At 40.9% G+C, this 16,960-nt stretch carries 26 protein-coding genes; 10 read left to right on the forward strand and 16 right to left on the reverse strand.

Features of this window, described 5'->3' with window-relative positions:
• Positions 1–7 precede the first annotated feature (7 nt).
• The 5 genes from BLT29_RS04820 to BLT29_RS04835 all read right to left on the reverse strand — a co-directional run bounded on the left by BLT29_RS04820 (position 8) and on the right by BLT29_RS04835 (position 4,133).
• A complete protein-coding gene (locus BLT29_RS04820; RefSeq protein ID WP_090775196.1) occupies positions 8–967 on the reverse strand; it encodes a hypothetical protein in 960 nt (319 codons plus the stop codon).
• Positions 968–1,016: 49 nt separating this feature from the next.
• On the reverse strand, positions 1,017–1,829 hold the full coding sequence (locus BLT29_RS04825; RefSeq protein ID WP_141769849.1) for a hypothetical protein: 813 nt from the start codon (positions 1,827–1,829) through the stop codon (positions 1,017–1,019).
• 252 nt (positions 1,830–2,081) lie between these two features.
• Positions 2,082–3,119 (reverse strand): hypothetical protein, encoded by a 1,038-nt coding sequence (locus BLT29_RS04830; RefSeq protein ID WP_090775198.1) that lies wholly within the window; start codon positions 3,117–3,119, stop codon positions 2,082–2,084.
• Positions 3,120–3,367: 248 nt separating this feature from the next.
• Positions 3,368–3,544 carry a hypothetical protein gene (locus tag BLT29_RS13290; protein ID WP_176763809.1) on the reverse strand — a complete coding sequence of 59 codons (177 nt, stop codon included), beginning with the start codon at positions 3,542–3,544 and terminating at the stop codon, positions 3,368–3,370.
• A 133-nt stretch (positions 3,545–3,677) separates the two neighbouring features.
• The gene (locus BLT29_RS04835; RefSeq protein ID WP_090775199.1) at positions 3,678–4,133 is read right to left on the reverse strand and encodes a hypothetical protein; all 456 of its coding nucleotides are present in this window, start codon (positions 4,131–4,133) and stop codon (positions 3,678–3,680) included.
• A 185-nt stretch (positions 4,134–4,318) separates the two neighbouring features.
• Between BLT29_RS04835 and BLT29_RS04840 the strand changes: the two genes are divergently transcribed.
• Complete coding sequence (locus tag BLT29_RS04840; RefSeq protein WP_090775200.1) at positions 4,319–4,606, forward strand: DUF7447 family protein; 288 nt, start codon at positions 4,319–4,321, stop codon at positions 4,604–4,606.
• A 75-nt stretch (positions 4,607–4,681) separates the two neighbouring features.
• Here the strand turns inward: BLT29_RS04840 and BLT29_RS04845 are convergent, their stop codons facing one another.
• On the reverse strand, positions 4,682–5,083 hold the full coding sequence (locus tag BLT29_RS04845; protein WP_090775201.1) for a hypothetical protein: 402 nt from the start codon (positions 5,081–5,083) through the stop codon (positions 4,682–4,684).
• Positions 5,084–5,267: 184 nt separating this feature from the next.
• Here BLT29_RS04845 and BLT29_RS04850 point away from each other — a divergent pair, with 184 nt between their 5' ends.
• The 4 genes from BLT29_RS04850 (at position 5,268) to BLT29_RS04865 (ending at position 6,687) form a co-directional block, all read left to right on the forward strand.
• Complete coding sequence (locus BLT29_RS04850) at positions 5,268–5,549, forward strand: DUF7447 family protein (protein ID WP_090775202.1); 282 nt, start codon at positions 5,268–5,270, stop codon at positions 5,547–5,549.
• 136 nt (positions 5,550–5,685) lie between these two features.
• The gene (locus BLT29_RS04855; RefSeq protein ID WP_090775203.1) at positions 5,686–5,991 is read left to right on the forward strand and encodes a DUF7447 family protein; all 306 of its coding nucleotides are present in this window, start codon (positions 5,686–5,688) and stop codon (positions 5,989–5,991) included.
• A 137-nt stretch (positions 5,992–6,128) separates the two neighbouring features.
• Positions 6,129–6,416: a DUF7447 family protein gene (locus BLT29_RS04860; protein WP_090775204.1), complete on the forward strand. Its 288-nt coding sequence runs from the start codon at positions 6,129–6,131 to the stop codon at positions 6,414–6,416.
• A 43-nt stretch (positions 6,417–6,459) separates the two neighbouring features.
• Positions 6,460–6,687 (forward strand): hypothetical protein, encoded by a 228-nt coding sequence (locus tag BLT29_RS04865; protein ID WP_090775205.1) that lies wholly within the window; start codon positions 6,460–6,462, stop codon positions 6,685–6,687.
• A gap of 12 nt (positions 6,688–6,699) precedes the next feature.
• On the opposite strand, the gene BLT29_RS04870 is transcribed toward BLT29_RS04865, so the two are convergent.
• From BLT29_RS04870 to BLT29_RS04880, 3 genes are all read right to left on the reverse strand, one after another.
• Positions 6,700–7,143 carry a hypothetical protein gene (locus tag BLT29_RS04870; protein WP_090775206.1) on the reverse strand — a complete coding sequence of 148 codons (444 nt, stop codon included), beginning with the start codon at positions 7,141–7,143 and terminating at the stop codon, positions 6,700–6,702.
• 135 nt (positions 7,144–7,278) lie between these two features.
• Positions 7,279–7,650, reverse strand: coding sequence for a hypothetical protein (locus BLT29_RS04875; RefSeq protein WP_090775207.1), 372 nt, complete (start codon positions 7,648–7,650; stop codon positions 7,279–7,281).
• Between the two features lie 141 nt (positions 7,651–7,791).
• Complete coding sequence (locus BLT29_RS04880) at positions 7,792–8,520, reverse strand: N-6 DNA methylase (RefSeq protein ID WP_245701090.1); 729 nt, start codon at positions 8,518–8,520, stop codon at positions 7,792–7,794.
• A 174-nt stretch (positions 8,521–8,694) separates the two neighbouring features.
• Between BLT29_RS04880 and BLT29_RS04885 the strand changes: the two genes are divergently transcribed.
• The 4 genes from BLT29_RS04885 to BLT29_RS13850 all read left to right on the forward strand — a co-directional run bounded on the left by BLT29_RS04885 (position 8,695) and on the right by BLT29_RS13850 (position 10,568).
• Entirely contained in the window at positions 8,695–9,093 is a 399-nt protein-coding gene (locus tag BLT29_RS04885) for a DUF3846 domain-containing protein (protein ID WP_090775208.1), read from the forward strand.
• Positions 9,094–9,234: 141 nt separating this feature from the next.
• Entirely contained in the window at positions 9,235–9,609 is a 375-nt protein-coding gene (locus tag BLT29_RS04890) for a hypothetical protein (protein WP_090775209.1), read from the forward strand.
• 119 nt (positions 9,610–9,728) lie between these two features.
• Positions 9,729–10,130 (forward strand): DUF3846 domain-containing protein, encoded by a 402-nt coding sequence (locus tag BLT29_RS04895; protein WP_090775210.1) that lies wholly within the window; start codon positions 9,729–9,731, stop codon positions 10,128–10,130.
• 303 nt (positions 10,131–10,433) lie between these two features.
• The gene (locus BLT29_RS13850; protein WP_281241403.1) at positions 10,434–10,568 is read left to right on the forward strand and encodes a hypothetical protein; all 135 of its coding nucleotides are present in this window, start codon (positions 10,434–10,436) and stop codon (positions 10,566–10,568) included.
• Between the two features lie 142 nt (positions 10,569–10,710).
• On the opposite strand, the gene BLT29_RS04900 is transcribed toward BLT29_RS13850, so the two are convergent.
• Complete coding sequence (locus tag BLT29_RS04900) at positions 10,711–11,850, reverse strand: AimR family lysis-lysogeny pheromone receptor (RefSeq protein ID WP_090775211.1); 1,140 nt, start codon at positions 11,848–11,850, stop codon at positions 10,711–10,713.
• 135 nt (positions 11,851–11,985) lie between these two features.
• A complete protein-coding gene (locus BLT29_RS04905; protein ID WP_141769850.1) occupies positions 11,986–12,783 on the reverse strand; it encodes a hypothetical protein in 798 nt (265 codons plus the stop codon).
• A gap of 1,290 nt (positions 12,784–14,073) precedes the next feature.
• Between BLT29_RS04905 and BLT29_RS13295 the strand changes: the two genes are divergently transcribed.
• Complete coding sequence (locus tag BLT29_RS13295; RefSeq protein WP_176763810.1) at positions 14,074–14,247, forward strand: hypothetical protein; 174 nt, start codon at positions 14,074–14,076, stop codon at positions 14,245–14,247.
• A gap of 243 nt (positions 14,248–14,490) precedes the next feature.
• On the opposite strand, the gene BLT29_RS04910 is transcribed toward BLT29_RS13295, so the two are convergent.
• From BLT29_RS04910 to BLT29_RS04925, 5 genes are all read right to left on the reverse strand, one after another.
• Entirely contained in the window at positions 14,491–15,069 is a 579-nt protein-coding gene (locus BLT29_RS04910) for a YIP1 family protein (protein WP_090775213.1), read from the reverse strand.
• 48 nt (positions 15,070–15,117) lie between these two features.
• Positions 15,118–15,786, reverse strand: coding sequence for a hypothetical protein (locus BLT29_RS04915; protein WP_090775214.1), 669 nt, complete (start codon positions 15,784–15,786; stop codon positions 15,118–15,120).
• Between the two features lie 50 nt (positions 15,787–15,836).
• Entirely contained in the window at positions 15,837–15,986 is a 150-nt protein-coding gene (locus BLT29_RS14015) for a DUF4176 domain-containing protein (RefSeq protein ID WP_367576281.1), read from the reverse strand.
• Between the two features lie 150 nt (positions 15,987–16,136).
• The gene (locus BLT29_RS04920) at positions 16,137–16,445 is read right to left on the reverse strand and encodes a DUF4176 domain-containing protein (protein ID WP_090775215.1); all 309 of its coding nucleotides are present in this window, start codon (positions 16,443–16,445) and stop codon (positions 16,137–16,139) included.
• 127 nt (positions 16,446–16,572) lie between these two features.
• Positions 16,573–16,926 carry a hypothetical protein gene (locus tag BLT29_RS04925; RefSeq protein WP_090775216.1) on the reverse strand — a complete coding sequence of 118 codons (354 nt, stop codon included), beginning with the start codon at positions 16,924–16,926 and terminating at the stop codon, positions 16,573–16,575.
• Between the last annotated feature and the right edge of the window lie 34 nt (positions 16,927–16,960).

Here is a 16,960-nt window from a genome sequence, read left to right on the forward strand (position 1 = left end):
CGGTTTGCTAGTCTTGTCGATGTGATGTCCGCTCCATAACTGACGACAAAACTCGTCCATCATGCGAAAATATCTGAACCTCACGCCCCTCACCACTGTGCTCTTTTAAATAGGTTTCAATTACAGCCCTTAACAGAATCGTTGCATTTATTTTGGACCCAGGTCTAAAATCATATAAAGATGCGTTAAACATATGCCCTACAATTACCATCACCACAGCTACTAGAAGAAAACCATCGAAAGCTTTTGACATAGGCTTATCAACATCTAACCCCGCAATAAAATCTTTTTTCGTTGTTACCTTGCGACCTGTATCCCTCAATAGTTGTTTCAATTCTTCTTCTGGTAACATGGCCATTTGAACTTCAATTTGGAAATCGGCTATTACTGAAGTTGTAAAGAAAGCAAAAACCGCGAGGGGAATACCAACAACCATACCCGGCATTATTTTTCCCAAAAAACCACGCCATGTACTCTTTTCTCCCCTCTCAACTTCTAACTCTACATATGGGAACGCGCGTTCTTTTATATCCTCAATACTTAAGGAATTATCTCTCACCCATTTATTCCATCTTTTTCTTCCCCGTTCGAAAATATGTTCAGGAAAGGAACTATCATGAGAGACTTTGATCTTGTTTTTTAATGCGCGTTGATACACATGATTGATCTTTTTTTCAATAAATCCTCGCGCAATTTTTAGTGGGATTATCACAAGTGCCCCAATCACAATCAGCTTTATTCCTATGTGGAAATTGTAAATAACGTTGTTATGAAGCGAGGGCCATAACCAAAATCCGATCACAACATAACCGATTATCAACAGTACGAACGCGGAAGAAAGTATGCCCCACTTCTCTCTCTGCGCCTGTTCATCAGAAAGTTCTGGGGCCTTAATATACAATTTATAGAAGCCGGTTTCTTTTCTTATGTCATCTCGCAACTTCCTTACTCCATGCTCAAAATCCATATAAATCATCCTTTTACGTATTGGTCACGCTATTCACTATGAAAAAATACTAAACATCGATGAAATTAGCGTCTTTTTCAGCTAAGTATATAAAAACAGCCTTCCTTAACAACACAAGCCTGTGCATTTCAGACGTAGAATGATTAATCAACGCTAGGACACAATTAATACCTATTCCTAACAACATTAGGGGCCCAAATATCAACACAAAGACTAGCACAAAAGCGGAAAGAAGAAAACTAAGAATTTCTGGTTTATCCGAAATCAATTCTTTTATCCCATCGAATAAAAAAACAACGAGCGCAATAGAGACGGCAATTAAAGCATGGGGGGTCGTTTTTGATAAATAAGTAGGGATAGACTGTTTTTCTTTTCTTTTTATTTTCCTTTCTAGGTACGGGAGGGCGTGTTCACGTATAATCCGCTCGTTTATTTTTGGGTTTTTCAACATCTCGCGAAATTCTTTTTCAGCCAATTCATATTTAAAATGATCTAAACTAAATTTATTTTCTACGAGATCATATGCTTTACGAGCTTGCTTATCAATATATCGTTTTGCCACACTCCATGGAATTGCAAGTAGTACAAGGGTAGCTGTTCCCCAATAGACCACCGTCAAAATTGGATCATCCTTACCTCTCAGAAGAAAATCTATGATAGAGGAAACAAATTTTTGACCATCGTTAAATAGCGAAAAAACCACAAAAACATGATATGCAATGAGTAAACAAATTACAAAAAAACGTTCTGCCCGTAAATCCATCCTTTTTTGTTCACAAAGTTCTGGGCAACGGACATACAACGTGGTAAACTTTGTCCTCTCGTGAATACGCCTTAATACTTTATCGACTTCTTTCTTCACATCCACACTAACCCCTACCTTTTTCTCTGTATATATCTTTTTGCTATCCTAAAACATTCTGCCACAAATGAAAGCCCAACCAAAATGAACCAAGTACACCAACTTTCGTTTATTTACTTGGTTCTCCAGAAAACTCTTTCTCTATCCGTAAAAATAACTAATGACATACCTCTCTATTAGACGGTTCTCTTCATTTCAAAACTAATGAAGAAATACAGTCAAGTGACGATAACAGTTCAAGCAACACAAATACTACCCCGTCTTTCCATATTTAGAACTGTTCTCTTTCAAATATGAATAAATAGCCCGCTTCGCTAGCAACATCCCGTTTACTTTAGCGCCACGCCTAAGTTCAAAAACAAACCAATGCAAAGCTTTCCCTGTGATTGCTCCAGCAATTATTATCACAAAACCAGACTTGGTTGCTTCTATCAAATTTTCCGTGATATCTAGTTTAGATATCAGTTCTTCTCTTGTTATCTTTTTTCCAGTAGCTTCTTCCCAAAAATCCAGCGCTTCTTCTTGATTTGGCATCGTTGCAACTGTAAAAGCAGAATTAAATTGAAGCATAGCTCCATTGAAAAGCATACTAAGCATAGCGATAGAAAAACCCACTACTATTGCAGGTATCAATTTGTCCAAAAATGTACGCCAAGAACGCTTTTCCTCTTCCTTTATTTCCGTTTCTACACACGGAAGAACGCAACCCTTAATATCTTCAGAACTTAAACCTTTGTCTTTAACCCATTCATCAAATACATCTTTACTAAACCGGAAGCGAAGGTTGGCAACAGGTGGATTCCCATAGAATAGAATGTACCTTAACAATGCGATTACATACACCAATGGATAGTATAAAACTCGCCACTTAAAGAACTTCCGTTTTTTCAGAGACAGGAGAAAGTTAATAAATTCAGTACGCCATCCTTCATCCCTTTTTTCTTTTTCACCCTTCTTAAGCTCAACATCATTGTATGCATTGTTAACAAAATCCCTTATAAAATTTATCACAACTACGAGAGGAAACAACAACATCGATAATAGGAATAACACTAACAGGAAATTGGAGACTTCAGGAAAAGAAGAGCTAAGATTATTGAAGGCCTCCTTCAAAAAAGGTACAAACCAAAATAAAGAAATAAGAAACAGCACCACCGTAGCACCATAAACGAACCATTTCTCTTTTTTTGCTTGCTTATCCAGATTGTCGGAACGAATATATATCGCCCCAAAGCCTGCTTCCTTGTTTATTTTATCCCGCAACTCTCTTATCTCACGTTCAAAATCCACTTTATCACTCTCCCCTATTTTTCTTCATTTACTCTCTTTCATCACAAAACAACAGTAAGCATACTTTTAGAACACAATTCGATTTTACCAAACTCCAATTCTCTTTTCTATATGAATGTTTAGACAAATAGAGTCAAATTAACCTAAAATAATTGTTATGTTTGACTTTTGATTACATATGGTGTCTTTATGTGCCAAAATAAGTCATTAAAAAGTAGTACAAACCGCGGTTTGTACTACTCGTCGAATTATACCCAAGGCTCAACTTCAAATGCGTGCACAACCGCCATAAAAATCCACCACACCCCTACGGCAAACCAAATTACACTCCACTTTTTCCTTTCCAACTTATTCAGTAAAATCCCGTTCAAAACTGCCAGTATGGCTGTCATCATCGCAACCACCGCTATAACAGTATTCACCATATCAGTTCCCCCTCTTTTTTATCTTACATATTCATTATGCCGCATCCAAAAGGGGATGTCCGCGGCAATACCGCGGACATATTGTGGACAAATTCGTCCACAAAAAAGAGCACGGCTTGTGCCACCAATATGATTACAACAAAAACTCTTTGTCGTTCTCCATGATTTCATCTTCGCTGATTTCCCGTTCTTCCATACTAAAATACGGAACACTTCGACCCAAAGATTCAATTGCTATTTGTCCAGGTATATGCTTGATAATTGCATCAAAGTGATCTTGACTAAGTCCTACTTCGTTGCCTTTTTCATCAAAGCCGACAAAAATTACTGGTCCACATATTGCTAGAAACGGACGTAACGCATCCGTGCTGATTGTTGGGGGCTGATCAGGGTTGTCAGGAAGCAAATCTGAATATAACGCGCGCTTGTTATAGTAAAGCATAACGCCATCTGTAACAAACAACCAACCTAACTCCCCATCAGCCGGAAGCTGAATTAACTCTTTTTTAGTTTCCAACGTCGTATCTTCATAGGTTACGACTTCATATTCTGTCCTCTTTGCGTCAGGACATAATCTCCATGCTTCCATAAAAATAGCCCCCTCTTTTTCATCTTACATATATCATAACGCGTCTCAAAGGAGCTGTACGCGGCGAAACAGCGGACAAATTCGTCCGCAATTCCCCGGCAAATCGTCCGCCTTTTCGCCGCGTGCGCACCCTTTGAAACACGACATAATTAATATATACCAACCAAACAAAGGAGATGTTACACATGTTAACAATTACTGAAATGAAGGCACGGAATGCGGCGGCAGGGTATTATTGGTTTAGCCGTGGAAACATGCGCCTCTTCAAAACAAAAATCGAAACACGACCAACTAAAGACGGCTACTTCATCACTTCTGATCAACCTGGAAATACAGACCGTCGTTTTTCAATTCAACTCTTCGACCTATCTACATCTGACGTCTACACGATTGGAGCGTTTCAGGAGTTTGCAACCCTAGCAGATGCGAAAGCTGCATTGAAAACATTGTTGAAAGCCAAACGTTGTGCATGATTAAAAGTCTGCCCCGACTGGGGGCAGACTCTTTTCGTCTATTCTTTTAGATTACTTCCCCATCTATAACGACCGTCATTCATCAGCGTAAATTGTAGCAAATGCCTTCATTTTGAATTCTCCATCACCCGCATAAGTACATTTTGTCGTCTGCATCTCTCCCACAAGCTCTAAAGAAGACGCCCCCAGTGGCACATGCACCTGCCAAAAATCGCAGTGCCTACCTGGATAATCGGAGAGGAACACAAACACAAATCTTTGTCCTTCTTTTAGTGCCACATATGCAGAGAATACCTCTTCCCCCCAAGCACAAACCTTCTCACGCAACTCACTTTCTGATTGACCCCAGAACTCCTGATGACGCTCCACACACAACAACTTAATCCTATTAAACAAATCTGCCTGGAGTTTTTCCTTCAATTTTTCCCGCATACGTACCACTTTCTCTTCTCTCCCTCGACACATAGAAAGATTCATTTCATGCACTCCTCTTTTTCATCTTACATATATCATAACGCGCCCAAAAGGCGTTGTACGCGGCGAAACAGCGGCGGTTTTGTGGACAGAGTCGTACGCGATTTGTCCGCCTTTTCGCCGCGTACATACCCTTTGAGACACGACATAATTAATATATACCAACCAAACAAAGGAGCTGTTACACATGTTAACAATCGCAGAAATGAAAGAACTGAATGAAGAGGCAGGGTTTTACTTTTTTAGCCCTGGGGCAATGCGATTCTTCAACTCCGAAATGGAGACACAAACAACAACTCGTGAAGGTTATTTCATCACTAGTGAGCACCGTGGAGATGACATTCGCCGATTCACCATTCGACTCTTCGATCTGGAAACGTCCGACGTGCACACGGTAGGAGCGTTCATGGAATTTGCAACACTAGAAGACGCGATCGATGCAATGATAGAAGTCGCTCGCTGTTCATGATTAAGCGTCTGCCCCACTTGGGGCGGACTTTTTTGCAGCATTTTCGTCCGCAATTTGTCCGCCTTTCTGTCGCGTACATACCCTTTGAAACACGGCATAATGAATATATACCAAGCAAACAAAGGAGATGTTACACATGTTAACAATCGCAGAAATGAAGCAACAACACGAAGCAGCAGGATATCGCTTTTTTGATGAATGGGCAATGAATTTTTACAACCGAGAAATCGAAACACAAAAATTAACCATGGTTCACGAAGATAAAGGCTTGTTTATCAGCAGTGAGTGCCGTGAGGATGACGAGGTTCGTCGTTACACCATTCGACTGTTCGACTTTGCTTCACGTGATGTACATGAGATCGGAGAATTTCGAGGATATGAAACGCTGGAAGATGCACAAGTTGCATTGAAAGAACTTCTGAAAACCCACCGTTCAATCTGATTAAGAATCCGTCCCAAGTGGGGCGGACTTTTTTGTGGACCAATTCGTCCGCAAATCGTCCGCCTTTTCGCCGCTTACATCGCCTATCATACGCGGCATAATAAATATATAAATTAATTCAACGGGAGCTGGTAAATATGGCAACATTAACGTTTGCAGAGATGAAAAAGCTGAATGAAAGCATCGGGCAAGATTGGTTTAGCGAAGGGGCAGCGGAGTTTTTCAACACAGAATATGAAACTAGACATGCATCGGAAGGTTTCTTCATAACTTCTGAGCATAATGGTGATGGAATTCGTCGCTTCTCCATCCGATCATTTGACTTGAAAACTTACAAAGTTAAAACCATAGGAAGGTTCATGGAGTTTGAGACTTTAAAAGATGCAAGAAAGAGACTGAATAAGATATTGCGAATTTACCGCTAAGCCCCGATGTATCGGGGTTTTCTTCACGAAAGGAGCGTGTATCATGGATAGAGAAGAACTACAAAAATTCCTAATGGAAAACCTTCTCACTAAACGGGAAGCAATGAAAGTTACTAGGCAAAAAGACTCTACATTTAAACAAGCCGTGAGAGATAAGCGTTTAAAGCCATTTTTTCGAAAAGGCACTGGCAGAAGCCAAGTGAATCTTTATTTAAAAGAAGATGCCGAAGCATACTGCAAACGTGCTGATAAAAGAAGAAGGTGCCCGTAGACACCTTCTTCTTTATAGAAACATCTCATCTCCCGCAATGATTTCTTCTCCCATTATTTCATCACCATATACATCTTCTTTCGTCTCGATCCGTGGAATGGTTCGATCATTAATTTGAGTTGTGTTTGATCCAATCAAACTCTTGATGATGTAGTCGATTTGATTTTGGTCAAGTCCTCCCTCTAAACCTAACCCCCTATTATCAAACCCCACAAAAATCACAGAACCATAATAGAATTGCCTTGAATCGCTCGCACAAACATCAATTGTTGGCATTCCTTCTTCTTTAGACTCATCATAGAAAAACATAATGCTAACATCAATAAACCGCCAACCTAAAGTACCATCCGAATTAACACCCACCATCTTCTTTTTTTCTTTCAAAGTTGTGTATTCATACTCAATGATTTCAAATTCCGTATTTTTCTCACCTGGAAATAAACGCAATGCTTTCATAATGAACGTCTCCCTTGATTTAATTTGCCTTACATATATATCATATCGCGCCTGAAAGGGTATGCACGCGGCGATACCGCGGACATTCTGCGGACAAACTTGTGTCCGTAAGTTTTCACTCACGGACACCCTCTACTATTTATCTAACCAAATGTAAGGAATAAGTTGACCCTCTCGCCGGACAACTTTCTTTCCGATCCTTTGTCTTATTTTATTGATATGATCTTCATGAAGACCTTTGATATTACCTACACTATCCTTAGCAGTAAAAACATGAATTCCATGTTGTGCGTAAGAATAACGTGATGTTCCAACTCCAATTGCTGGAAATTCGTCACAACATGAAGTCATAGGATCAAACCATAAGTCTATATCCTCTGTAACCGACATCCTTTCAACACCCCCACCAACTAACTTATTGATTAATTCCCATGTCAATCTTTCAAAACTGCAAAACTCATATTCCGTCTTCCCTTCACCAGGAAAAATTTTCAGTATTTTTTCCATATACACAACTCCTTTGATCTGATTGGCCTTACATATATATCATACCGCGTCCAAAAGGTGATGCACGCGGCGTTACCGCGGACATTCTGCGGACAAAAAAATAGCACAAACCTCAAATTGTGGTTTGTACTATTAGAACTCTTATTTCGCGGCATCCGTCAATATCTGCTTTGCTATCGAGCGCAAGTGTTCAGGAATTCCTTTAGTTTCGGTAAGTGGCTTATAACGGTTTCTTTTATTTGTCCACTTAACTTGAAAGTAATCAGCAATTTCCTCTGTATAAGGCATTAGGTTGAGCGACGAAAACTGTAAAGGATCGTCACTGTCGTTCTGAACAAAAAATACTCCCTTTGCGTCTGTTCGTTTCAGCACATCGACCTGGACTATCACCGCATTCATGCCTCTGATCAGCGCGTTAAAAAGTAGAAACGGCATCGCACGATCTGACAATTCCTCTGCGTGGTACAGGTACCACGATGGGCGGTAGTGGTCATGCTGCTTCCTATTATGATTCCAAGCCTTGATCATGATTCCACCCGTTCCAGCGCAAGGCTCGTAAAAGGTGCCGCCTGCGGATGGAGCCACTAATTTTGTTAGCAGTTCAGCCACTGAATCAGGCGTAAAGTCTTGTTTCTTCTTTCTGTCTGAGTGCTCATTCTGATAATACTTATGAAACCAGTCGTAGCTCATATCATAGTGTGCCTCTGTTAGAAAGTCCTTGAACAGGGACTCGCGTTGGGTGCGGTTATACAAGATTTCCATTAGCGCACTCGGCGCTTTATAAGCGTCGTCTACGCCTAGAAGTGTGTTGATTAATACTGTTTCTTTTTGGATTGCTTGTGTGTCCATCCGATTTGTGATTCTTGACATGTAAACATCCCCCTTTCCTTACTATTATGTTGCACCACAGAGGGGATGTACGCGGCGATCGCGCGGCAGTTTTGCGGATGATTTGTCCACAATTTGTCCGCCGTTCCGCCGCGTACATCCCCTTTTGGTCGCGGCATAATAAATATATAAGTTAAATCAAAGGAGCTGTTACACATGGGGAAAAAAGTATTACTACTTACGCCTGGAGAACACAAAACGGAATTTGAGATCAAGCCTTACGAGGGCTTAACATTACAAGCACAACAAAACTTTGTAGGAGGGATGCTTGCCGCCATGCCAATCACCCCAAACACTGACCTTTGGTACAATGACGAGTTTCTACTACTAGACATGCCGCCAACGATCGTTGTCTCTTACGGAAATAGCGAACCTACCACGATCTGTGGTCCAGTCTTTTTCTCTAGTCATAATGGCAAAGGTGTATCGAAAGGGTTAAACCAAGATCAAATGAACCACATTATCAAAATGATCAACTCAAACATCGTGCAACTTAGTGAGCAGGTTCCACCGTTTAAAACACGAATTATTCCGTGGCTCCAGCTTGGTCAGTAGCGTATGTACGGGTGTAGCCTGAGTCTGGTTACACCCAGATACGGAAATTTTGTCCGCAAATTGTCCGCTGTATCGCCGCGTACAACCCCTTTCGTACGCGTCATAATAAGTATATAAGTTAAATCAAAGGAGCTGTTACACATGTTTGTCGAAAAACTTTACTGGACTCATCACGAGTGCGAAGGATCTGCGCATACAAAAACCGAGAAAATACAATTATTAGGCTGCTATTGGGACGATAGGATTTTCACTTTAGATGACGAGTCTGAACATATCGAACATACGAGAGTGGGCTACAACGATCCGTTGATCAAAAGGAAAGAGGTTTGTCGCATGATCAATAAACATACCTCCTTCAACATAACCAATGATACAAAACATTTTGTCTATGAAACTTCTCCTTACGAAGAGAGTTGCATACTTACTGTATTTCAAGATATTTTTGGTGCACCACAATATGAGCATCTTCACTTTGACTCATTGGACAAGATGGTCGATTTCTCGCACGAGGCTTGAACCATTCGCGTCAGGGTTGTTGTGTCCTGGCGCCTTTTTTGTCCGCAAATTGTCCGCGTACATCCCCTTTTGGACGCGTCATAATAAGTATATAAGTTAAATCAAAGGAGTTGCTAAACATGGTAAGAGCATTTTTATTACTTACGCCGGACACTCACAAAGTTGAAGTTTCAGCCGTCACTTATAATAATTTCGATTTAAAAACCAGACAAAAATTAGTTGGTGATCACCTTGACTTCATGTCGATCACACAAGAAATTGATCTATGGTACAACAAAGAGTTGAATACGGAACCAACGATTTGCGTTTCCCATGGAAAGCACGATTCTAGGATTATTCACGGACCAGCTTTTTTTGCGGCTTGTGATCACGAAGAGAAAATGTTGGGGCTCACCGCTGGACAAATCATGGACCTTTTTCTGATAATAAATGAAGATTCGGCGCAACTCACTGAACCATTTCCACCGTTTAAAAAAAGGTCCATCCCCATGCTTTCTACTCCACTGCTTCATGTCAAGTAAATACGATGTGTGTAACCAGATATTATCATTAACTATACAGGGGGAATGAACCATGGGGCGTATATATGGAACCTATAATTGCGGATGCGCGGGCAGCATTAACACGAAAAGAAGCAACGCTACTTTCGAACGGAAATGCAGTCTGTGCAACTTGCTGGACGAACAAGAAAAGAGAAAAAAGCGCGATAAAAAATAGACGATTGACCAATTTTTGTACAGATCGTACAATAAGATAAGATTTCATAATTGCGTCAGGTTTATGGACTGACGCCTTTTTACTCAACTAAAGGAAGGGTTGTACATATGAGAGATGACACACAACGATTTGCATTTGAATTTTGTTACATTCCACCAGACAAGAAAGCAAAAGTCATAGCAATTGAAGATTTACGATTTGAAAAAATGCGTAAAGAATACTTAAATGGTAGACTAAAGTAAAAACAGGGGGCGTTAAGCCCCTTTACTACTTGCGTCATACGGAAGCCCTGGATTTCCTGGGTCTAGCACTTCCGAACTAACCGCCGCTAACCCCAACACAACCACCAACAATACCAAAGTCCTTTTCATTTTTCTCACCCTTTCACCCGAATCTCGGAAATTGGATTTCTTGTTTTACAAATGGTCGTAAGTAAGACTGATTTTCTACCTCAAAACGATCCAACGCTTCCCACAAAACTGCTTCTTTCCCTGTCGCAATGCCCCTATACCACGTTAAACAAGCACTTTGATTTCCTTCTGCCTCTAACTGGCTTATCATCTCAAGCGCCTTGTCCACTTCGCAACGCACAATATATTGGTGCACTTGCTCGCAAGGTGCAATGCCTGTTAAGTCAAACTGTTCACCGCAAATATTTCGTGCAAAAGGATAATATTCGTTTTCTAATCGCTCGGCATAGGCGACTAATCCTGCTTTTTTTGCGTAAAATATGGCTTGTTCATAGTGGGGTAATGCTTCTTTTCTATCCAGTCCACACAATGTTGCCAATCCAAGTCCGTGAAGAGCAGGCGCAAGCATTGCTTCTGGAGTTGCAGGATTATCAACGACCTCTGTAAATACTTCCCTCGCTTTTTTAAAATCGCCCTTCACACGAAGCAAGCCTGTCCCCATTGATAGTGAAGCGCGGCTTAATAAAACGCTTTTCATAAAACTTGGCTCGATCTTTACGAGTTTGCCTGGCATGTGATCGACAAGGGAAATCGTGTTCTCAAGACAGCCAAGCTGCTCATGGGCATGTACCTCTAGTAGTTCCAAACGTACTTTAAGCACTTCTGATTCTACGTGGCCGACTAGATCACGGGCTTTGCTGATAACGCCTTTGTATGATAGTTTGCGCTGAATAACTTCTAACAATAATCTATAAACTGTCGTCCACTCTTCTAAGTACACATTACTTTTGTGCTGTTCCAACAACTGCTTCAAAATGTCCACTTGTTGGAATGCTACAGCATATTCAAATGCATCCTGAATATGACTATGACTTTCTAATGCAAGCGCATACTCGTTCATGAATTGCGCCACCCGATCTGGTGTCACCTTTTTAACTGCTAACATCACCTGTTCGAAGGTGAGCAGACTGGAATACTTGTTTTGGTCAACGTCTGTCCCTCTTGCTAAGTGTCGCATCAGTGCAGGAGACCACGCATCAGGATTCTCCCACAACTCCATCTTTCGTAACAGCTTTTCCGTCTCTTCTGCGATTGCATCAACTGTTGACTGCATTCTACCCCTCCCTAAACGTCTTTTTATTCTTTATTCGACGGGAAAGTGGCTATTCCTTCCTTTTTCGTCCGACAAATATCGCGATATATGAAAAGAGCTTGACACCTTTGGTTGGCATCAAGCTCTTCTCCGCACCTACTTATCCATCAATAACCCCAGAACCTTCTTCATGATTTCTTCTTTCTCATCAACCCCAGCAGAATTCGGAATCTCCTTGATTGCAAGTTGAATCTCAAATTGATTTCCTTCATCAGCCAAAAAGTCGGCAATCTTCTTCAAACGCTTACTCAAAACGTCCCCACGGTAAGCGCCTGACAACTCTATTGCGTGACTATTCTCTGATAAATCGTGAAGGTTCTCTCCACTCTCCACGACTTCATCAACCGCCTCTATCGTTGCAGCAACTTCACTACCCGCACCAGATATAACCGCACTCATTGCCTGCCTCTTCGTCTCTTCTTCAATCTCACGGACTACCTGGTCAATTTCTAATCGGTTTTTCTCCGCCCACTTCCTTAATTTATCGCGTAACACGTATACTTTGGGTTTGCTAGCACCGAGCGCTTCTGCTAATTTTGCGCGCTGTTTTTTATACCGCTTTTCATAAACTCCCCACATCAAGTAAAACTGTTGTTTCGTGTCAATTTGCATAAAAGTCTCATAGTCTGGCACTTGGCTTTTGTATTCTTTCAGTAAAGAAAGAGGAATAACAGATTGTTTATATCGTTTCAACTCACGTGGAACGTTGAGTTTCTGGAGCAGCGCATAATATGGTCCTTCACGCATACCCATTTTCTCGCATATATCTTTATTTTTATAGAGCGCGCGCCAACGCTCCAGCAATTCCTTTTGTTCTTGTTCCGACCGCTTTTTAAATTCTTCTGATGGCAGCACATCGTTCATGTTATACACCTTCACTTCGCTTGGTTTCATATATTCTTTCTTTTCTTGAGAAAACAACTCGTTTTTTGTCGCAAAATATTACTTCGACAGGCATACATGGTAATCCTGTTGAATCTCGTTTAAAAGTGATAAAATTATAAGAAACACCCCAAAAATTTTCATTGGAGAAGATGCACATGCGCTCAAAAACTAGACTAATCGATCTTACTGGAAAACAGTTTGAACAATGGTTGGTTATAAAAGAGGCGCCTCGTCGTAAGAATATACGTTATTGGCTATGTAAGTGTTCATGTGGTACAACAAAAGCAGTCGCTCAAAGAACACTTATAAATGGAACGAGCAAATCTTGTGGCTGTTATGCAAAAAAGTCTGGGAAGAAATTAGGGAGAAAATGTTTGGACCTCACCGGACAAACTTTTGGTTCTTTAACTGTTTTAAAGAAAGTTGACCTGCAACGTTGGAGCAAATATTGGTTATGCAAATGCAGTTGTGGCAAGGAATTAACTATTTCACACCAAAAACTTGTCAACAACTACAGTGAATCTTGCAACTGCTATCAACAAAGAGGATGGAAAAGAATAGACCTTACCGGACGCACCTACGGTCAATTCATCGTCTTAAAAGAAGCCGCGGCACGCTATGGAAAGAGGCATTGGCTGTGTCAGTGTACTACATGTGGAACAACAAGAGAAGTTAACCAATCACGTTTAACAACAGGCACAATCAAATCCTGCCCATGCTCCCAAGACTTAGACTTAACCGGGCACACATACGGCCATTTAACCGTATTAAAGAAGTCAGCAATACGGAAACAGAGTCGTTATTGGTTATGCCAATGCTCATGTGGAAACATTATAGAAGCAAGACAATGGCGTCTAACTAATAGAAACATCAGGTCTTGTGGCTGCAGAAGAAAATCAGACTTGCGTAATCATCAATACGGTCAATTAACTGTGTTAGAAGAAGCTGAATCGCGTTACGGGAAACGGTTTTGGTTATGTCAATGCAGTTGCGGCACAACGAAAGTGATTGCACAGCGCTATTTGACAGCAGGAAGAGCTCGGTCATGCGGTTGTAATAAGAAACGAAAAGCTCTCTTAAAAGAAAACATCAGTCATGTAGACAAGACCGGCACAGAACTAGCAGAACACACATATGGCAGACTTACTGTCATCAAGGAAGGGCCTAGACGTTATGGCGAACGGCACTGGCTGTGCAGATGCTCCTGCGGGAAAGAAAGAGAAATTAGAGAGTACTCTCTTAAAAAAGGACTTACTAAGTCGTGTGGGTGCCTAGCTAAAGGGAAACGGAAGAAAAATTATGTACTCCTTCCCGGACAGCAGTTTAATGACTGGACCGTTCTTGAAGAGTCACCACGAAAAAACAAGTATCGTTACTGGCGATGCAAGTGCGCATGCGGGACAGAAAAGGATGTCGCACAAAGGTCACTTACTAGTGGGGCTAGTAAGTCATGTGGCTGTCAGTCAAAACTAACGAAAAACCGTGGCAAAGACCTTACTGGGCAACACATCCACGCTTGGACAGTGATAGAGGAAGCACCTAGACGGCATAAACTGCGCTACTGGAGGTGCCGATGCTTATGTGGAACAGAAAAAGACATCGCACAACATTCGCTGGTTACCGGTCAGAGTAAGTCGTGTGGTTGTCGATCAAAAAGAGACAGTTAAAAGCGGCTGGGGGTTATGAACCCCAGTCGCTTTTTTGAATAAAACTTACCTAGTACATCGTATTCAGGAAGAAAATAAACACAAACAGAAGAATAAACAAAGGTGTCATTACAATAGCTAATGCCCCCAAAGCCTTCCATACAGAAAATTTATGGGCCACAGCTATTGTATGAAGATGAATTACAATAATCCACGGCAATATCACTAAATAATATAGGCCGCCCAATAGCATAGAAATCAATTCGTTAACCCCAGCTATTAACATAATAGGTATAAATATCACACCAGTAACAATAGCGGGTTTACAATAACCATTGATAAAAGCGAGACCCAAATCACGCTCTCGTCCTTTTCCCCCTAACCAAGAACCAACCCACTTTAAAGCTTTTGGATATAGATACAGGGTAGCTGGTCCTGAAACGAGCCCCCCTACAAAAGCCCTCCCTATCTCAGCTTCAAAGGTCATGGAATCCACCCTCGGCACAATATAGTTCACCATCATTCCTAGCGTAGCTAACAAAATAACAGCAATTGCACGATCCCGGGAGTCTGCTTTTGCTAACTCCTGTCTTGTAACTAGACGCGGACTCACCCATACACGCCACCACGAATCCCAATTCTTGTTCATAGTATACCCTTCTCTCTTAAACTGCGAGATGAGTCAAAATACTAATTACTACGTCCTAAGCCTAAACTTCAAATCCTTCACCGGCTCTTCAGCGATCAGCCTAAAATAATACTCCCCTTTAACTGCGGGGATCTCTATCGTGCCCCGAACGCTATAGGTGATTTCTTTTGACCATACTACATCACCGCTTTTCTTGCTGTACAGCTCGGCAATGACGGTCCCTTCGCCAATTTGTACTTCATATCCTGCTTGCATTACTGCATTTGGATCATCAACAGGAACACCCAAGTAAAAATCACTATTATACTCTCCACGCAACATCCCGACAGACAACTCAAAATTATTTCCGACTTGGGTCTGTTTCATGTTAAGTACAAAATAGCCATTTGGAGAATAGTATGAAGCGTATAAGATTAAGGGCACAAGAACCACCATGTTAAGAAACATCGCCCCAAACACGCCCCCTACTGTTTTGAGGTTGAAACGACTTTTCGATGCATTTACCCAACCACGGTAAACCATCTTTGCAATCACATGCTCGATTCTAATAAAAATTGGAAATACAAGTGCCCAAGTCAAAATAAAATGCCACGGAAACCCCGCTGCCACAAACAATGCGCCTAAACCCACATAAATTATGAACAACATTATGTATATAAAAGTATATACCTTATGATCCACTATCGGTTTACCGAATAAAAATTTAAAAATCGCCATTATGTCTTCACCTCTTGTTATTAATCACACCTGTACTAGACAAGTATTAATCAAAACGTTCTTTTAGAATCTCCCTGATGGGGGTATGGCAACATATCAAAAATAACTTCCTTATCCCCCTCCCTTTCAACCTTCCGAGCATATATCATCACTTTTGCATCCACAACATCTGTAATGACAACGCTCCCAATAGGTAGCAACTCATCACCGATATCAGTAACTTGTTAGCACTCTCATCTTGTGTACACCCATACAAAAGGACATAATTCATTTGCACAAACGTGATGAACTATGCCCTCTTGTCACACTTGTTAACTTAAACTAAAGGTAGATATACGACTAGTTTCATATCACTTCTCTTTAAAAACTTGCTTTAAACGTTCACGTAAAATCTTCTCACCTGTCGTCTCAAGACCTTTGAAATACACTTCCTTAATGTTGTCCTGTTGAAAGAAAACATTTGTCTTGTCTGACATGTGTCCTTGAGGGTACGGACAACCTACGTAATCATATGACAACTCATCATCCTGATCTATCTTTCGTTGTTTCCGTCCATAGATCATCACTGCTTGATTCACTAGATCGATCCCTACTACTGTACCGATTGGGAGTAACTCTTCACCTTTATCAATTTTAATCTCGTTAATCTCATTAGACATACAAAACGCCTCCTAAAAATCTTTCTGTAAGTCAGTACTCGCAAGTACATAATACCGCGTGTACATACATTTTACCACAACAACGTCGTATAAACCGTTCAAAAGCTATTTAACTCTATCATCCCGTTCACTCTTTATCTCCCATCATACGTGTTACGTTTTCCTGTAACTTCGGGAATACTCTTCTAAACATAAAGACCCCCCATAATAAAAATACAAATAGCATTGAAAAAGCAATCAAAGTCACAACAATGTTCATTACTAAATCAAGATCAGACGCCACCCAATTAAGAACAGCAAGAATTGTAAAACCTATTACCGGTATTATCAAAGCTGCCATTGCCATGATACTCTGCAGAATAAGTGTCACATAAATCCATTTTTTCCCTATCCCCTTAGCTTGCTTCGTCTTTTCCACAAGGAAAGGTATGTTTCTCCAAATTTGAGACAATGTCTCCTTGTATTTCCTAAAAAAATTCATGAGGTGTGTGCTCCTTCACTTGACATGATTTTCT

The sequence above is a fragment of the Shouchella lonarensis genome (assembly GCF_900096965.1).
Lineage (GTDB): Bacteria > Bacillota > Bacilli > Bacillales > Bacillaceae_D > Shouchella > Shouchella lonarensis.

What these genes read in the sequence shown, in the direction of transcription:
- BLT29_RS04820 (WP_090775196.1), bottom strand. Translation starts at nt 967, where the DNA reads ATGGATTTTGAGCATGGAGTAAGGAAGTTGCGAGATGACATAAGAAAA.
- BLT29_RS13290 (WP_176763809.1), bottom strand. Translation starts at nt 3,544, where the DNA reads ATGGTGAATACTGTTATAGCGGTGGTTGCGATGATGACAGCCATACTG.
- BLT29_RS04835 (WP_090775199.1), bottom strand. Translation starts at nt 4,133, where the DNA reads ATGGAAGCATGGAGATTATGTCCTGACGCAAAGAGGACAGAATATGAA.
- BLT29_RS04840 (WP_090775200.1), top strand. Translation starts at nt 4,319, where the DNA reads ATGTTAACAATTACTGAAATGAAGGCACGGAATGCGGCGGCAGGGTAT.
- BLT29_RS04845 (WP_090775201.1), bottom strand. Translation starts at nt 5,083, where the DNA reads ATGAATCTTTCTATGTGTCGAGGGAGAGAAGAGAAAGTGGTACGTATG.
- BLT29_RS04850 (WP_090775202.1), top strand. Translation starts at nt 5,268, where the DNA reads ATGTTAACAATCGCAGAAATGAAAGAACTGAATGAAGAGGCAGGGTTT.
- BLT29_RS04855 (WP_090775203.1), top strand. Translation starts at nt 5,686, where the DNA reads ATGTTAACAATCGCAGAAATGAAGCAACAACACGAAGCAGCAGGATAT.
- BLT29_RS04860 (WP_090775204.1), top strand. Translation starts at nt 6,129, where the DNA reads ATGGCAACATTAACGTTTGCAGAGATGAAAAAGCTGAATGAAAGCATC.
- BLT29_RS04865 (WP_090775205.1), top strand. Translation starts at nt 6,460, where the DNA reads ATGGATAGAGAAGAACTACAAAAATTCCTAATGGAAAACCTTCTCACT.
- BLT29_RS04870 (WP_090775206.1), bottom strand. Translation starts at nt 7,143, where the DNA reads ATGAAAGCATTGCGTTTATTTCCAGGTGAGAAAAATACGGAATTTGAA.
- BLT29_RS04875 (WP_090775207.1), bottom strand. Translation starts at nt 7,650, where the DNA reads ATGGAAAAAATACTGAAAATTTTTCCTGGTGAAGGGAAGACGGAATAT.
- BLT29_RS04880 (WP_245701090.1), bottom strand. Translation starts at nt 8,520, where the DNA reads ATGTCAAGAATCACAAATCGGATGGACACACAAGCAATCCAAAAAGAA.
- BLT29_RS04885 (WP_090775208.1), top strand. Translation starts at nt 8,695, where the DNA reads ATGGGGAAAAAAGTATTACTACTTACGCCTGGAGAACACAAAACGGAA.
- BLT29_RS04890 (WP_090775209.1), top strand. Translation starts at nt 9,235, where the DNA reads ATGTTTGTCGAAAAACTTTACTGGACTCATCACGAGTGCGAAGGATCT.
- BLT29_RS04895 (WP_090775210.1), top strand. Translation starts at nt 9,729, where the DNA reads ATGGTAAGAGCATTTTTATTACTTACGCCGGACACTCACAAAGTTGAA.
- BLT29_RS13850 (WP_281241403.1), top strand. Translation starts at nt 10,434, where the DNA reads ATGAGAGATGACACACAACGATTTGCATTTGAATTTTGTTACATTCCA.
- BLT29_RS04900 (WP_090775211.1), bottom strand. Translation starts at nt 11,850, where the DNA reads ATGCAGTCAACAGTTGATGCAATCGCAGAAGAGACGGAAAAGCTGTTA.
- BLT29_RS04905 (WP_141769850.1), bottom strand. Translation starts at nt 12,783, where the DNA reads ATGAAACCAAGCGAAGTGAAGGTGTATAACATGAACGATGTGCTGCCA.
- BLT29_RS13295 (WP_176763810.1), top strand. Translation starts at nt 14,074, where the DNA reads ATGTACTCCTTCCCGGACAGCAGTTTAATGACTGGACCGTTCTTGAAG.
- BLT29_RS04910 (WP_090775213.1), bottom strand. Translation starts at nt 15,069, where the DNA reads ATGAACAAGAATTGGGATTCGTGGTGGCGTGTATGGGTGAGTCCGCGT.
- BLT29_RS04915 (WP_090775214.1), bottom strand. Translation starts at nt 15,786, where the DNA reads ATGGCGATTTTTAAATTTTTATTCGGTAAACCGATAGTGGATCATAAG.
- BLT29_RS04920 (WP_090775215.1), bottom strand. Translation starts at nt 16,445, where the DNA reads ATGTCTAATGAGATTAACGAGATTAAAATTGATAAAGGTGAAGAGTTA.
- BLT29_RS04925 (WP_090775216.1), bottom strand. Translation starts at nt 16,926, where the DNA reads ATGAATTTTTTTAGGAAATACAAGGAGACATTGTCTCAAATTTGGAGA.